This window comes from Mycobacterium sp. SMC-8, assembly GCF_025263565.1.
Classification (GTDB): domain Bacteria; phylum Actinomycetota; class Actinomycetes; order Mycobacteriales; family Mycobacteriaceae; genus Mycobacterium.
Window position 1 is genome coordinate 5,560,263 of sequence record NZ_CP079865.1, and the last position, 14,433, is coordinate 5,574,695.

Below are 14,433 nucleotides of genomic sequence, written 5' to 3' on the forward strand. Positions count from 1 at the left end.
TTTTCTAGTATAGATTAACCTCGACTGTGCTTACCCAGACGATCGACGGTTGGCCGCTGCTCCCCAGCAGGCCGGGGCCCGTTGGCCTGTCATCCGCATTCTCGCTAGCAGGCCCAAGCCTCGCGCCCGCGATAGGAGCCCAACTTGACCGAAACATCGACTGCCACCAAACCCCTGGCGGGGGTGCGTGTCATCGAGATCTCGAGTTTTGTGGCGGTGCCCCTGGCCGGCATGACGCTTGCACAACTGGGCTGCGAGGTGATCCGCGTCGACCCGGTGGGCGGAGCAGCCGACTATCACCGCTGGCCCGTCGCCGAGAGCGGAGCCAGCATCTACTGGGCAGGCTTGAACAAGGGAAAGAAATCGGTGGCAGCCGATCTTCGAAATCCCGAGGGACAGAACCTGGTTCAGCGGCTGATCGCCGAGAGCGGGCCGCATGGGGGCATCCTGATCACCAACGTGGTGGGCCGTCAGTGGCATTCCTACGACGCGCTGGTGACGTCGCGGCCCGATCTCATTCATCTGGAGGTTTCCGGACGCGCCGACGGCGGCACCGGAGTGGATTACACGGTGAACGCCGGCGTGGGTTTTCCGCTGGTGACCGGGCAGCCTGATGAGTCGGGGCCCGTCAACCACGTGTTACCCGCCTGGGACGTCGCCTGCGGGCTCTACGCCGCGCTGGGCATCACCGCGGCTCTGCGCCACCGAGAAGTCACCGGAGAGGGCAGCCGGATTCGACTGCCGTTGGAAGACGTCGCCCTTGCCACCGCAGGGAACCTCGGCTTCCTGACCGAGCCCATGGTGAACCACACGCAACGTCAGCGCCTGGGCAATGCCATCTACGGTCAGTACGGGCAGAACTTCACCAGCGGCGACGGCATCTCCTTCATGGTCGTCGCGCTCACCGGACGGCACCTTCGCGATCTGGCCGAGCTCACCGGAACCACCACGGCCGTCGCGGCACTGGCCGAGAACTTCGGCGCCGACTTCGCCGACGAAGGTGATCGCTACCGGCACCGCGACGCGCTGAGCGAACTGTTCTCCACGTGGTTCGGGGACCACTCCGCCGACGAGATCTCGGCGGGTCTCGCCGCAACCTCCGTGCTCTGGGACCGCTACCGCACCTTCGCCGAGACCGCCGTGGACCCTCGTGTGACCGAGAACCCTTTGTTCAGTACCCTGCACCAACCACGCATAGGTGCGTACCTCGCGCCCGGCCTTCCACTGTCCATCGACGGGGCACACACCACGGCGACCGCCGCGCCCGCACTCGGCGATGACACCGCCGACGTCCTCACGCAACGACTGGGCATGACACCCGAGGACGTGCACGCTCTCCATGAAGCCGGCGTCGTGGCAGGTTCGTAGCGCCCCCGCTGCGGCCGGTGATGCTCTGCGGCGGCCGTCAGGCCAGGTACCTGATGACGGACTCGACCACCGCCGCCGGCTTGTCCGACCCTTCCACCTCGATCGTCGTCGAGAAGGTCCCCTGCACTCCCCCGGAGACCTCTGTGACGGCGGTGACCTTCGAGGCGGCCCGCAGGCGGGAACCCGCCGGCACCGGCGTGATGAATCGAACCTTGTTGAAGCCATAGTTGATTGCCATCGAGACCTTGTCGACGCGATACAGGTCATGCATGAAGCGCGGTAACAGCGACAGAGTGAGCAGGCCGTGCGCGATGGTGCCGCCGAACGGTCCTTCGGCTGCCCGCAGCGTATCGACATGGATCCACTGGTGATCGTCGGTGGCCTGGGCGAACTGGTCAACCCTGGCCTGATCGATCGCCAGCCATTCGGTCGGACCGAGTTCGGCTCCCGCGGCGGAGGCGAACTCCGTCAGATCGGCGAACACCGTCATCGGGTGGTGGTCAGTGGTCACGTGCTGCTCCTCATGGTCTCGATACCGTCCTCAAAGCCCCAGGGCTTGAGCAAGTTTGAACTTCTGCACCTTGCCGGTCGGTGTCTTGGGCAGGTCCTCGGCGCGACAGAACACCACCCGTTTCGGCACCTTGAACCTGGCGAGGTTCTCCCGACACATCGCCAGTACCTCATCCTCTCCCAGCTCGGCGCCCGGGACGAGAACAATGACGGCACAGCCTATCTCGCCCCACCGATCGTCCAGCAGTCCGATCGCGAACACTTGACTGATGTTGTCGTGATGCGCCAGGAGATCTTCGATCTCCTTGGGCATCACCAGTTCGCCGCCGCTCTTGTAGAGTTCCTTGCTGCGTCCCGTGACCCGCAGGTAGCCGTCCGGCCCGACGACTCCGAGGTCGCCCGAGTGCAGCCAGTCGCCACGCAGCGCTTCCGCAGTCTGTTCGGGTCTGTTCCAGAAACCCAGCATCACCGTCGGCCCGCGGGACACGAGCTCACCCTCGCCTCCTGCGGGCAGGTCGTTTCCCGTCACCGGGTCCACTGCCTTGTAGGTGGCGAGCTCGCCGGATCCGGGGATGCCGGCCACTCCCGCAATCTTCGGCCGCCCCGCCGTCTCGGTCGTGAGCTCCAGCGGGTCCTCGGGACGCGTAAGGGTCATGCAGCCACCGCATTCGGTCATGCCGTATCCGGTGACAATCTCATGCACATCGAAGTCTTCGGCGATTCGTGGCCACAACCAGACCGGCGCGGGTGCGGATCCGCAAAGAATGGCTTCGAGAGAGGAGAGGTCGTATTCCTCCCGCACCGGGCTCTCCACCATGGCCACAGCCATCGTGGGTACGCAGAGAATGTCGGTGGCACGGTGGCGTTGGATACCCGCGAAGTACCCTTGTGCGCTGAACCCGGTCTGGAGGATGACCGCGCCGCCGACATACATCGCCGACAGCAATCCTTCGATGTACCCGAACATGTGATAGCACGGCAGGGAGAACAGGATCCGACGGCCGTCCTCGTAGGCACGTGTCAGCGCGGAGGCGTACGCGGTGCGCAGGACGGCATCGTGCGAGGTGATCACCCCCTTGGGTGTCCCGGTGGTTCCGCTGGTGTAGAGCATGTCCGCGGGATCCTGGGGGGCGGGCTCGACACCGTCTTCCCATCGGCGTTCGGTCCGCGAGGCGGACAGGCTCGCCACGGTGCGGACGCCGCCGCGGGCGCGACCGTCGGTGTCCAGGAGTACGACGTGCCGCAAGGCGGGTACCCGGTCGGAGTCAGACGGCGGACGATCCGCAAAGCCGGTCGAGTCCCAGCCGCCACAGATTCCGTCCAGCATCTGCTGATAGTCCAGGCCCTCGAAACCGGTCATCGTGACCAGGACGCGACATCCCGAATCTGCCAGCACATAGGCGAGTTCGTCTTGTTTGTAGAGGAAGTTGAACGGTACCGCGATGGCGCCCACACGCGAGATCGCGAACTTGACGGTCACGAACTCGGGATGATTCGCCACGACCACGCCGACCCGATCGCCGGGTTCGATTCCGAGTTGGCGCAAACCGCTCGCTATCCTTCGTGATTCGTCCGCCACATCACGATAGGTGAGCGTGCGGTCGTCACAGATGACGAACGGCCTGCTGCCGAACTGCTCGGTGCACGTATCGAGAAAGCCGTGCAGCGTGGTGGGTTTCCACACCGGGTAGGCGACGCGCAGAGCATCGCGTCGGGCATCGATGCGCTGCACCCTGATGGATGGCGTCATGGCTCAGAGCTCCTGCAGCTGTCCGCGCAGGATGGCCTCTCGCAGTTCGAACTTGCGCACCTTCCCGGTCGGCGTCACCGGCATGGCATCGGCGATGAACCATCGTGACGGCATCTTGAAGGGTGCGAGGTGGCCCGCGACATACTCGGTGAGGTCGGCCTTGAAACCCTCACGCAGGTCACCTTTGATGTGAATCGCCGCAGCGACGATCTCACCCCACCGTTCGTCGGGCAGTCCGACCACGCATGCGTCGATCACGGAGTCCTCGCCGATCAGCACGCGCTCGATCTCGGCGGGTGAGATGTTCTCGCCTCCTCTGATGATCAGTTCCTTCAGCCGGCCCGTGACCTTCAGGTAGCCACGTTCGTCCATGATGCCGAGATCGCCGGTGTGCACGTATCCGTCCGCGTCCACGGTGCCGGCTGTCGCGTCATCGTCGTGGAGGTACCCGACGAACTGTTGGTACCCGCGCGCACAGATCTCACCGGGTTCGCCGACGGTAAGCGTCTCATTGGTCGCGGGATCGACGATCTTGCACTCCACCCGAGGCAGCGGACGTCCGACGGTCGTCAGTTGATCGTCGCGCGAGTCCGAGGGCCGGGTGGCCGAAAGCACCGGCGCCAGTTCGGTCTGTCCGAACAGGGTGATGACGGACGCGCCGAAGATGGATTCGGCGGCCTCGATCATGCTCGCCGGGACGTCGGCGGCACCGCCCATGACGACCTGCAGTCGGGGTGCGGGAGTGGTCGCGCTGCGTTGGCATTCCAACAGCGCACCCAGGATCGCCGGCACGTGGAACAGGACGGCGACCTGCTCGTTGCGCAGTGCCTCCAGCACCGGCGCGGGCTGGAACCGTTTCACCAGCACGGTGGTCCCACCGATCCACAGCGGACCAAGCGTCGCGATCACACACCCGGCGGTGTGGAACATCGGAAGCGGATTCAGGCATACCGAGCCCGCTTCGACCTGCACGGTCTCGAGAGTCAGCTTGGCGACGTTGACGAGGGATCGGTGTTTGAGGAGCACTCCCTTGGGCTTACCGGTGGTCCCTGACGTGTACTGAAGCATGACCACATCGTCGGGATCGGTCGGAGCGTCACGAAGCACCGCCGCGACGATGGCGGGCGACTGCCACTGCTCGCGCTCCGATAGCGAGATGCAGTGCAGGTCAGGCAATGTCCGACGAACCGAGCCGACGACGCCTGCCATGTCGTAGTCGCGAGAATCGTCGGCGTAAAGCAGGACCGCCGCGCCGGAATGGGTCAGCGCATACTCGAGCTCGGCTTCGCGCAACGCCGGATTGATGGCGACCAGCACCATTCCCGCCAGCGCGGCCCCGTATTGGATGATCGGCCATTCCACAACGTTCGGCGCCCAGATGGCGACGTAGCTGCCGCGCTCGACAAGCTGGGCCAACGCCGTCGCGACGCGACCCGCCTGGTCGAAGAGCTCCGTGTAGGTGAGCCGTACCTCGGTGCCGTCGCCGTGGCGAACGCCGACGACGGCGAGGCGATCAGCGTGGCTTGCCGCCCGCAGTGCCAGCAGCCCACCGACCGTGTGATCGACGAGGTCCGTACTGTCGTCAGCGGGCCAAAACGCCTTCTCGAGAGGAGTTTCCCTCGCCGCGCCGGACGCCATCGTCAGCGACCGAGTTCGCGACCGACGACGGAAACGAAGGACACCAGACCGCCGGGGCGCCCGCCGAGGTTGTGGGTCAATGCCGTGTGGGGGTCTGACAATTGGCGGTCGCCCGCGGCACCACGGAACTGGAGCCACGCTTCGTAGAGCATGCGTAGCCCGCTGGCGCCCACGGGATGGCCGAACGATTTCAACCCGCCGTCGGGGTTGATCGGGAGACGGCCGTTCGCGTCGAAGTTCCCGCCGAGGACGTCCTTCCACCCGTGCCCCGCGTCGGAGAACCCGAGATCCTCCATGAGCACGATCTCGGTCGGGGTGAAGCAATCGTGCACTTCGGCCAGTGACAGCTGCGCGCTGGGGTTTTCGATCCCCGCCTGTGCGTAGGCATCTCGCGCGGCCTTGACCGTCTCAGGGAAGGTGGTGTAGTCGAACGCCGGGTCCATCGAGCCCCGTGTCGAGCCTGCGACCAGGGACAACCCCTTTACGTACATGGGGGTGTCGGTGTAGTCGAGCGCCATGTCCGCGGGCACGATCAGCGCGCAGGCGGCGCCGTCCGACACACCCGAGCAGTCGAACACGCCGAGGCGTCCTGCGACTTTCACCGCTTTGTCGATCGTTTCGGTCGAGACGGGTGAGCGGAACTGCGCCTTGGGATTTCGTGAACCGTTATCGTGGTTCTTCCACGCCACATGGGTCATCGCGGCCCGCATCTCATCGGGATGCACGCCGTGCTTGGCGCAGTAGGCGGGATCGAGGAGCGAAAACGCCGCGGGAGCGGTCATGGACAATTCGGGCGACGTGCCGTCGCTCGGCGGGTCGGTGCGCATGAGACCGGAGAAGCCGGAATCCTTGAGCTTCTCCACACCGACGGCCATCACGACGTCATACGCTCCCGATGCCACCGCGTAGCACGCATTGCGAAAGGCCTCCGAGCCGGTGGCGCAGTAGTTCTCGACACGGGTGACGGGCTTGTCGTCGGTCGAGATCGCCCGGCTCAACGTCAGGCCGGACTGGCCCGAATTGAGTGTGCCCAGCCAGTACGCGTCGATGTCGTCCTTGACGATGTTCGGCGTCGCCTCGATGCACTCGCCGAACGCCTCCAGGATCAGGTCCTCGGTGGAGCTGTCCCAGCGCTCGCCGAAACGGGTGCATCCCATGCCGACGACTGCGACCTTGTCAGTGATCCCGCGGCTGGCCATCGGTCTCCGATCCGGTGTCGAGGGGGTACGACTTCCAGAAGTAGTCGTGCACACCGCCTGCGGTGAACAGTCGGCGAAAGGTGAAGGCGACCCGTGTACCGACATGCAGCTGTTCTGGATCGGTGTCGGTGATCTCGATGGTGCAGCGGCCGCCACCATCGACGTCGAGGACCGCCTGGATCATCGGCGGCGAGGGTGAATAGGCGAGGTGATCGACGGTATAGGTGACAATGGTGCCGTACAGCGACGCGGCCGGCGCGGCGTCCATCTCGTCGGTTGCCCCACAGCTGCGACACACGCGCAGTGGCGGAAGGTGCACGAATTCACATCGGCGGCAGCGTGTTCCGGTGAACCCGAACTTCCATTCCTCGCCGCGAGCGGCAGGGGGTGCAGCGGGCCGGTCGGGTTCTGGGCGCCGCGGCGGCTCGAGTTCCACCAGTCCGTGCCAGGACAGATAAGTCAGATGGGGCACCACACGCCCCCCGGCGCGCTGCGCGCTGACGGGAATCGATTGCCGGCTGTGTGGCAACTGACCGGTGGTGCGCAGCAGCACCGTGTCGCAGCCGTCGAAGGCCGAGACGACGAGGATCGTCTCGTCGGCTCCGGCGACGTCGAGCGCCGCGGCCAGGGCGATACCCGCGTCGGCCGCGCCGGAGAAACCGACGGCCGATGTGTGGGTCGACTTGAGGGCCTTCACAAGCGTGCCGACACGTTTGGTGATCGCACTGTTCGGACACGCGAGGACCACGTGGTCGACCTCCGCCACGCCCGTCTCGTCGAAGATCTGGTCGACCGCGGTGCGGATCAGCGCGGAGTAGCGGTCCGCGCCGAAACGCTCCTCCCACTGCTCACCGGTCACCGACCTGGGCGATCGCCAGCGGTCGAGGAACTCTGCCGTGTGCGACGTCGTCGCGACGATGTCAGCAATCGCGGGGCCCGAGCCGAACAGCAGTGCCGCGGCGCCGTCACCGCCGAGGCGTTCGTCGGCCGAGCCGGGGCGACCGACCCTGATGTCCGAGGTCAACGCCAGACCGCCGGTCACGGCCGCGGCGCGCCAGGCGGCGATACCGCTGCGGCCGGTGCCGCACAGATCCGTGGCGAACGACGCGGGCGGGAGGCCCAGGGCGGAGTGGATGGCCGACGCGTTGTTCTTGTCGGCGTAGGCGGGGCTGCTGGTCGCGAAGTACAGGTTCGTCGGCCAGGAGTGCCCGTCGAGCGCCCTGGTGGCCGCCGCGACCGCCATCGTGGTGCTGTCCTCGTCGTAGGACGCGACGACACGGTCGCCGCGGCGGAGCCCGATGTCGCTGCCGGACAGCCTATATCGCGGCACGTAGGTCGCGTAGCCGATCAAGGATGCCGTCATGCCGACACGCCCCGGAACAGTGCGGCGAGACCCTGACCGCCGCCGATGCACATGGTCTCGAGGGCCAGTCCTCCGCCTCTACGCCGCAATTCGTGCAGCATGGTGGTGAGGATGCGTACCCCGGTGGCACCGATGGGGTGGCCGAGTGAGATCCCGGAACCGTTGACGTTGAGTCTCTCGTCGACGTCCTCCAGCTTGACTCCCCACCCCGAAAGTACGGCGAGCACCTGCACCGCGAAGGCTTCGTTGACCTCGATGAGTGACAAGTCGTCGAATCCGACGCCGGTCCGGCTGAAGAGCTTTTCGACGGCGCCGACAGGACCGATGCCCATCCGGGACGGCTCACATCCCACGGCGGCCCAGCCTTCGAGGTAGCCGATGGGTTCCAGGCCGAGTTCGTCCAGCTTGTCCTCGGCAACGACCAGACACGCCGCGGCGGCGTCGTTCTGCTGCGCCGCGTTGCCTGCCGTGACGGTGCCCCCGGGCGTGACGGTTCGTAGATTGGCCAGCGTTGCGGTGCTGGTGTCGGGCCGGATGCCCTCGTCGCGATCGAAGATGACGGGGTCGCCGCGACGCTGCGGTACCTCCACGGCCACGATCTCGTCGTCGAAGACTCCGGCCTGCACTGCCGCCGCCGCGCGCTGGTGGCTGCGGGCGGCGAAGGCGTCGGCGGCCACGCGGTCGATACCGTAGTCCGAGGCAAGATTCTCCGCCGTCTCGATCATTCCGCTGATCTCACCGAAACGCCATGCGGGTTGCGATCTTTCGCGGCCTCGATCGAGACGATCGTAGAGAATCTGGTTACCCGAGCGGGCACCCCACCGCGCGGTGGTTGTGTAGTGCTCGATGTTGCTCATCGATTCGACGCCGCCGGCGATGACGACATCTGCCGCGCCCGTCTGCACCGTCATCGCGGCGGTGATGACGGCCTGCAGCCCACCCCCGCAGCGGCGGTCGATCTGTAGGCCGGGCACCGCGATCGGGAGATTGGCGTGCAATGCCACCCAGCGGCCGATGCACGGGGCCTCGGAGTTCGCGTAGGACTGGGCGAAGACGACATCCTCGATGCGGGCAGGATCGACGCCGCTGCGCTGCACCGTCGTTTCGACCACCTTCGCGGCCAGATCTTCGGCGCGCATCGGACGCAGGCTGCCGCCGAAGGTGCCGACCGCCGTGCGAACCGGCGCGACGATCGCCGCGCGCCTCATTCCTCACCACTCCAGCGGTCGGCCGACGGGTCGAGCAGTTCCGTCAATCTTCCTGTGGGTAGCCAGATCACGGCTTCCAGATCGAGCGCGTCGAGGAAACGCACCCGCCCGGTCCGGAGATCCTCCAGGCGCAACCGTGGCGAATTCCCTTCCGCGTCGATGTTGACGGAGATCTTGGCGAATTCGCTCTCGACCACCGGACCGATACCGGGCACGTCGACGGGTCCACGGAAACCGAACTCGATGCTCATCAGATCAGGAATCCCAAGGTGGGAATCGGCTTGTCCTTATCCACCAGGACCACCTTCTTGTAGGACATCCGCAGCGCCCCATCGACACGGCGGAGCCGGTACGTCACGCGCCCGCCCCACAGGTGATTTCCCCGGGCCCGCGATTCCAGCAGCAGCATGTTCGCACCGATCTCGACGTCGGTGTCGCCGGTCGGCGTCAGCCGGCCCCCGAGCATCTCGATATTCGAGATCGACCGCCGCAGGTTCGATGGCGGCGCCTGGGCATAGCGCCTACCGGTCCGAAGCTGCTTCAGCCTGGTGGAGATGCGACTCCGGTTGTCGTACATCACCGACATGGACTGCATAGGGTCGGGACTGTCGTTTCCGGCCGGAACCCAGTAAAGCGCGTCGTCGGTCCACAACTCCTCCCACGAGTCGTAATCGCTTTCGTCGGCGAAACGCGCCTCGCGATACAGGAACTGCTCGACGTCGCGGATGTCGTACCCCTCGGGCACCGCCGTCAGCGCATCGGCCTTCGCTTCGACCTTGTCGTCGGCCCCCACGACGTCGGTTATGGTGCCGTCGGTCACGGTGCCTCCATCATCGATGCGTAGTGGGACCAGAAACCGCGCATGCCGGTCTCGTCCGTGGCCATCCCGATGGTGAAACCGTTGTCGTCGATCCGTTCTCGGTGCAGGCCGCGACGCACGTCGAGCCATTCCGGTTGCAGCGACTCGATGCCGAGCTGGTTGCGTTCGTACATCTCGGTGTCGTCGGCCAGCAGCATGCCGGCCGGGCCCACCGATCCGACGCACTGCGACACCATCCGCTTGTTCAATTCCGGTGCGCCGGCGAGTTGGACCGCCGTGGAGTACTGGACGCAATGATTCACCGAGACAGGCTGGATGTTGAACACCTGGATCTCGGCGATGAAGAGGTTGGGGAAGATCATCACGTGCGGTGCGCCCTCGATGAGGATCTGCTCGGCGGACTCCCCGTGTAGTTCGCGCATCGCCGCGACGTAGTTGGGCACCCGTTGTTCGGTGGTGCCGAACCAGCGCATCGGCTCGGCGAACTTGCGGAACTCAGGACGAAGATCGTTCTCACTGTGGCCGTTACCGAGGTTGCGCGTCACCGCGGTGGAGGCGTCGCTGTACAGCGGGCCGATCGTGCTTCCGGTCACCCCGAAGATGGAGCCGTGCACGAACTGAGGGTGATAGCCGTCGGTCTCGTTCTCCGCCAGCAGCTTCCAGTTGGCTCCGGTGTCATGCTGCAGCCAGCCCGCCGACAGATCGACGCGGCCGAGCGGTGACAGCCGGACCAGCCGATCGATCTCCCCGGCGGCGGCACCGAGGTGCTCCTTCAGGGTGGGCCCCTCTTCGGCGAAGCTGCCGAAGACGAACCCGTGGTAGGACTCGACGCGGGGAACGCGTCCCATCGCCAGGTCGAGCTTGCGCGTGTTGTACCCCTTGTTGAACGGAAAGCCGATCAGCTCGCCGGTGTTGCGGTACGTCCACCCGTGATAGGGGCAGCGAAACGTCCCCGAGTTGCCCTTGAGGTCGTCGCACACCTGGTTTCCGCGGTGTGCGCAGCGGTTCAGCAGCAGGTGAACTCCGCCGTCACGGTCGCGGGTCATGATGATGTCCTGCAGGCCGAGCTTCTTGCGCACGTAGTCGCCGGGCTGCGCGACCTCACTCTCATGGCCGACAAAAACCCAGGTGCGGTACCAGATCTTCTGCAGCTCCTCGGCGAAGATCGTCGGATCAGTATACAGCGAGCCGTGCACCTTGTCGCTCTTGATCAGGGCCGAGAAGCGGCTGGTGCTCTCGGCGCCGAGATCCGGTGGCTTGGTGCCCGTCAATTCTGAAGTCATTCTCGAACTCCCTCCTTGGCGCCGAAAACGGCGCGACGCTTTTCCTTGAACGCCGTGATGCCCTCGACGAAGTCGTCGCTGCCGAAGAGCGCGGCCTGATGAGTGGCTTCGCGGTCGAGCACGTCGAACGGCGACAATCCCGGCGCCACCGCCAGCAGGGACTTGATCACCGCGAGCGCATCGGCGGGCCCTGCGGCGAGGCCGGCGGCATCTTCGAGTGCATCGTGGAGTGCCGCGTTCGGCTCCGTAAGCGCATCGACCAGCCCGATGCTAAATGCTTCCTCTGCACCGATCACCTCAGGCAACATCAGCATCTGGCGCGCACGCGCGACACCGACGCGGGTGGGCAACGACGTGTAGGCGCCCATGTCCCCGGCCAGACCGACCGCGGTGAAGGTCGTCGCGAACTTGGCATCGCGGGCTGCCACCACGCGGTCGCACGCCGCCGCGAGGGCAGTCCCGGCGCCGAACGCCGCCCCCTCGACCGCGGCGACCACCGGCTTGCCCGTACCCCAGATGGCCCTGATCACGCGCTGTGCCAGCTGTGCTCGCTCAAGAGCCGCCCCCGGAGCCATTCGGTCCATCGAACTGATGTCCCCACCGGAACAGAAGGACCTACCCGCTCCCGTCAGCACGATGGCGCGCACCGACGCGTCGCGGTCGGCGGCTTCGATGGCGCCGGCCAGGGCCAGCCGCAGCGGGATGTCGATGGCGTTGAGCTTGTCGGGGCGATTCAGCGTCACGACGGCGACTGCGTCGATCTGCTCGGTCAGCACCAGTCCGGCAGCCTGGTCTGGTGACTGCGGCGAGCTCGTCATTTCTGGAACCTCGGCGGCCGCTTCTCGATGACGGCTCGCAATCCCTCCAGCGCGTCGGCCGTGCCGGAGAGCTCCGAGACGGTTCTGGCTTCCTCGGCCAGGCGCTGTTCCACCGATGCGCCGACGCCACTCCACACCAGCCGCTTGGTGGCGGACAGCGCCTGGGTGGGCAACTGGGCCAGTTGCCCGGCCAGCTCCTCGGCGCGAGCCTCTAGTTCGCCGTCCGCGGTGACCTCGGTGATCAGACCGATGTGCAACGCCTCGGCGGCGGTGATGGTCGGATTGGTCAGCACGATCCGCAGCGCCTGCCGCAACCCGACCAGTTGGGTAAGCGTCACGGACACCCCGCCGTCGGGTGCCATCCCGACGCGCACGGCCCCGGAGAAGAACTTCGCGGATTCACCCGCGATCACGATGTCTGAGGCGCACACCAGTCCCAGCCCACCACCACCGGCGGCGAAGCCCTGCACCGCGGTCACCACGGGGACCCTCAGCTGGATCAGTGCCGCGGAGGCCAGCTGTAGCCAGGCCGTCGCCTCCCTCAGGTAGTCCGGGAGGTCAGCGCCCTTGGATTCGAACGTGTGTATGTCGCCGCCGGCACAGAAGTTCCGGCCCTCACCGGTCAACAGCACGACGCGGACCCTGGGATCGGCGTGGCAGGCCAGGATCGCCTCGTGCAGGGCCTTGAGAAGCTCCACGTTCAAACCGTTGGAGACCTCCGGCCGGTTCAGTCGCAGACGGGCGATTCCGCCCTCTACGTCGAGTGCGATTGGCGCCGCGGGGCTGATCGCCGTCACCGGTTTCCTCCTCGTTCAGTGAACGCCAACGCGCCGTTGCGCCCGGCTCCCTCGCTGATGTGCCGTACGACCTCGACGAGTTCCTCGTCCAAGCCATCGGCGAGTGGTCTCTTGAGTCCAGTGACCACCAACCGCTTGATGGCCACGAGGGCGCTGCGATCTCGTCCGGCCATCGTGGCCACGAAACTCTCCGTCGCCTCGTCGAACTCCGATTGCGGGAAGCTGCGGTATGCCAGTCCCAGCCGCGCGGCGTCCGCGCCGGACAACCGGTCACCGCTGAGCAGCAACCCCATTGCCTGCTGCCCACCGACCAACCGGGGCAGCCGCTGCGTGCTCCCCCCGCCCGGGATCATGCCGAATCGGATGTGGTTGTCCGCGATCCTCGCGTCGTCGCTGACAAGCACGATATCCGCGGCCTGCATGAGCTCGAAGCCTCCCGCCGCCGCCACACCCTCCACGGCAGCGACTACGGGAACCTCGACATCGGCGATGGCCTCACATGCGGCCCGGAAGGCTTCGAACAATGTCCGCAGCGCCGTCGGTCCTTCGCCACGAAGTCGCTCAACGTCGCCGAAATCACCGCCGGCAGAGAAGTTTCCACCGGCACCTCGGATCAGCACCACGTTCACCGCCGGGTCTGACCCCAGGAGTCGGATAGCTCGCTCCAGTGCCACGCCCAATTCGACGCTGATCGCGTTCATGTGTTCGGGCCGGTCGAGCGTTATCCGTCCGACACCGGCGGACTCGGTAACCGCTACCGGTGTCATATATACCGGCCTCCGCCCACCTCGATCACCGTGCCGGTGATGTAACTGGCCAGGTCGGAGGCCAGGAAGACCACGGCACCGGCAACCTCGGCGGGCTCTCCGGCGCGCCTCATCGGCACCGCCGCCTCGCGTTCGGCGAACACTTCGGGCGGCATGGCGGCGGTCATCGGCGTGCGAATGAGACCCGGCTGGACGGCGTTGACCCTGACGTTGTGGTGGGCCAACTCCTTGGCGGCGGCCTTGGTCAGTCCGACGATTCCCGCCTTGGCCGCGCTGTAGTTCGTCTGCCCGGGGTTTCCGGACTTACCGGACAGTGAGGAAATGTTGACGATACTTCCGGACTTCGCCTCGCGCATCGCGGCCGACGCCTCGCGCACCCCCAGCCAGGTGCCTCGCACGTGCACGGTGACGACGGTGTCGAACTGGTCCACGGTCATTTTCTTCAGGGACGCATCCCTTGTCACCCCGGCGTTGTTGACGAACACATCCAACCGGCCGAACTCGGACAAGGTGTCGGCGACGACCGCACGGACCTGCTCTTCCGATGTGACGTCGCAGGCCAACCCCAGGCCCCCGACGTCGTCGGCGGCGACCTTGGCCGCATCGCCGTCGATATCGACCAGCACCACGCTCGCGCCGAAGGACCGCAATGACCGGGCGATCTCGCGGCCGATACCCTGTCCGGCACCGGTGACGACGGCAACGCGGTCCGAGAGCATTTGATCAACCATGAGCGCCTAACTCCGATCATAAGCGAGCAATTTCTAATTGATATTAAACTAAATACCGTGACGATTCAACCGTCCTGGCTGGGACATATCAGTAGATCTCACGATCGGCTGGCGAGTTCCTCTGATTCCTCGCCAAGCGACGGTGCGTCTGCTGACGCCACGAGCTGTCCATCAGCTGTGC

The 14,433-nt window shown here is 66.0% G+C and carries 14 protein-coding genes; 1 reads left to right on the plus strand and 13 read right to left on the minus strand.

Translation table 11 applies throughout. The features are described 5' to 3' along the window. Positions 1-144 precede the first annotated feature (144 nt). The gene (locus KXD97_RS26760; protein WP_260753830.1) at positions 145-1,368 is read left to right on the plus strand and encodes a CoA transferase; all 1,224 of its coding nucleotides are present in this window, start codon (positions 145-147) and stop codon (positions 1,366-1,368) included. 37 nt (positions 1,369-1,405) lie between these two features. On the opposite strand, the gene KXD97_RS26765 is transcribed toward KXD97_RS26760, so the two are convergent. The 13 genes from KXD97_RS26765 to fabG all read right to left on the minus strand — a co-directional run bounded on the left by KXD97_RS26765 (position 1,406) and on the right by fabG (position 14,240). Next, on the minus strand, positions 1,406-1,858 hold the full coding sequence (locus tag KXD97_RS26765; RefSeq protein ID WP_260758163.1) for a MaoC family dehydratase: 453 nt from the start codon (positions 1,856-1,858) through the stop codon (positions 1,406-1,408). Positions 1,859-1,909: 51 nt separating this feature from the next. Beyond that, positions 1,910-3,628: a class I adenylate-forming enzyme family protein gene (locus KXD97_RS26770; protein ID WP_260753831.1), complete on the minus strand. Its 1,719-nt coding sequence runs from the start codon at positions 3,626-3,628 to the stop codon at positions 1,910-1,912. Positions 3,629-3,631: 3 nt separating this feature from the next. Next, complete coding sequence (locus tag KXD97_RS26775) at positions 3,632-5,266, minus strand: class I adenylate-forming enzyme family protein (protein WP_260753833.1); 1,635 nt, start codon at positions 5,264-5,266, stop codon at positions 3,632-3,634. Positions 5,267-5,268: 2 nt separating this feature from the next. Next, positions 5,269-6,465, minus strand: coding sequence for an acetyl-CoA acetyltransferase (locus KXD97_RS26780; RefSeq protein WP_260753834.1), 1,197 nt, complete (start codon positions 6,463-6,465; stop codon positions 5,269-5,271). Further along, complete coding sequence (locus KXD97_RS26785) at positions 6,443-7,828, minus strand: OB-fold domain-containing protein (RefSeq protein ID WP_260753835.1); 1,386 nt, start codon at positions 7,826-7,828, stop codon at positions 6,443-6,445. Before KXD97_RS26785 ends, KXD97_RS26780 begins: the two co-directional genes overlap by 23 nt. Next, positions 7,825-9,036 carry an acetyl-CoA C-acetyltransferase gene (locus KXD97_RS26790; RefSeq protein WP_260753836.1) on the minus strand — a complete coding sequence of 404 codons (1,212 nt, stop codon included), beginning with the start codon at positions 9,034-9,036 and terminating at the stop codon, positions 7,825-7,827. Before KXD97_RS26790 ends, KXD97_RS26785 begins: the two co-directional genes overlap by 4 nt. Beyond that, positions 9,033-9,287, minus strand: coding sequence for a hypothetical protein (locus KXD97_RS26795; protein WP_260753837.1), 255 nt, complete (start codon positions 9,285-9,287; stop codon positions 9,033-9,035). The genes KXD97_RS26790 and KXD97_RS26795 overlap by 4 nt, the downstream gene beginning before the upstream one ends. Further along, the gene (locus KXD97_RS26800; RefSeq protein WP_260758164.1) at positions 9,287-9,790 is read right to left on the minus strand and encodes an aromatic-ring-hydroxylating dioxygenase subunit beta; all 504 of its coding nucleotides are present in this window, start codon (positions 9,788-9,790) and stop codon (positions 9,287-9,289) included. The genes KXD97_RS26795 and KXD97_RS26800 overlap by 1 nt, the downstream gene beginning before the upstream one ends. A gap of 62 nt (positions 9,791-9,852) precedes the next feature. Continuing rightward, the gene (locus KXD97_RS26805) at positions 9,853-11,139 is read right to left on the minus strand and encodes an aromatic ring-hydroxylating dioxygenase subunit alpha (RefSeq protein ID WP_260753839.1); all 1,287 of its coding nucleotides are present in this window, start codon (positions 11,137-11,139) and stop codon (positions 9,853-9,855) included. Beyond that, positions 11,136-11,957 carry an enoyl-CoA hydratase/isomerase family protein gene (locus KXD97_RS26810; protein WP_260753840.1) on the minus strand — a complete coding sequence of 274 codons (822 nt, stop codon included), beginning with the start codon at positions 11,955-11,957 and terminating at the stop codon, positions 11,136-11,138. The genes KXD97_RS26805 and KXD97_RS26810 overlap by 4 nt, the downstream gene beginning before the upstream one ends. Continuing rightward, on the minus strand, positions 11,954-12,754 hold the full coding sequence (locus KXD97_RS26815; RefSeq protein ID WP_260753841.1) for an enoyl-CoA hydratase/isomerase family protein: 801 nt from the start codon (positions 12,752-12,754) through the stop codon (positions 11,954-11,956). The genes KXD97_RS26810 and KXD97_RS26815 overlap by 4 nt, the downstream gene beginning before the upstream one ends. Beyond that, complete coding sequence (locus tag KXD97_RS26820; RefSeq protein WP_260753842.1) at positions 12,751-13,521, minus strand: enoyl-CoA hydratase/isomerase family protein; 771 nt, start codon at positions 13,519-13,521, stop codon at positions 12,751-12,753. The genes KXD97_RS26815 and KXD97_RS26820 overlap by 4 nt, the downstream gene beginning before the upstream one ends. Then, entirely contained in the window at positions 13,518-14,240 is a 723-nt protein-coding gene (gene fabG / locus KXD97_RS26825) for a 3-oxoacyl-ACP reductase FabG (protein ID WP_396884573.1), read from the minus strand. The genes KXD97_RS26820 and fabG overlap by 4 nt, the downstream gene beginning before the upstream one ends. Positions 14,241-14,433 lie beyond the last annotated feature (193 nt).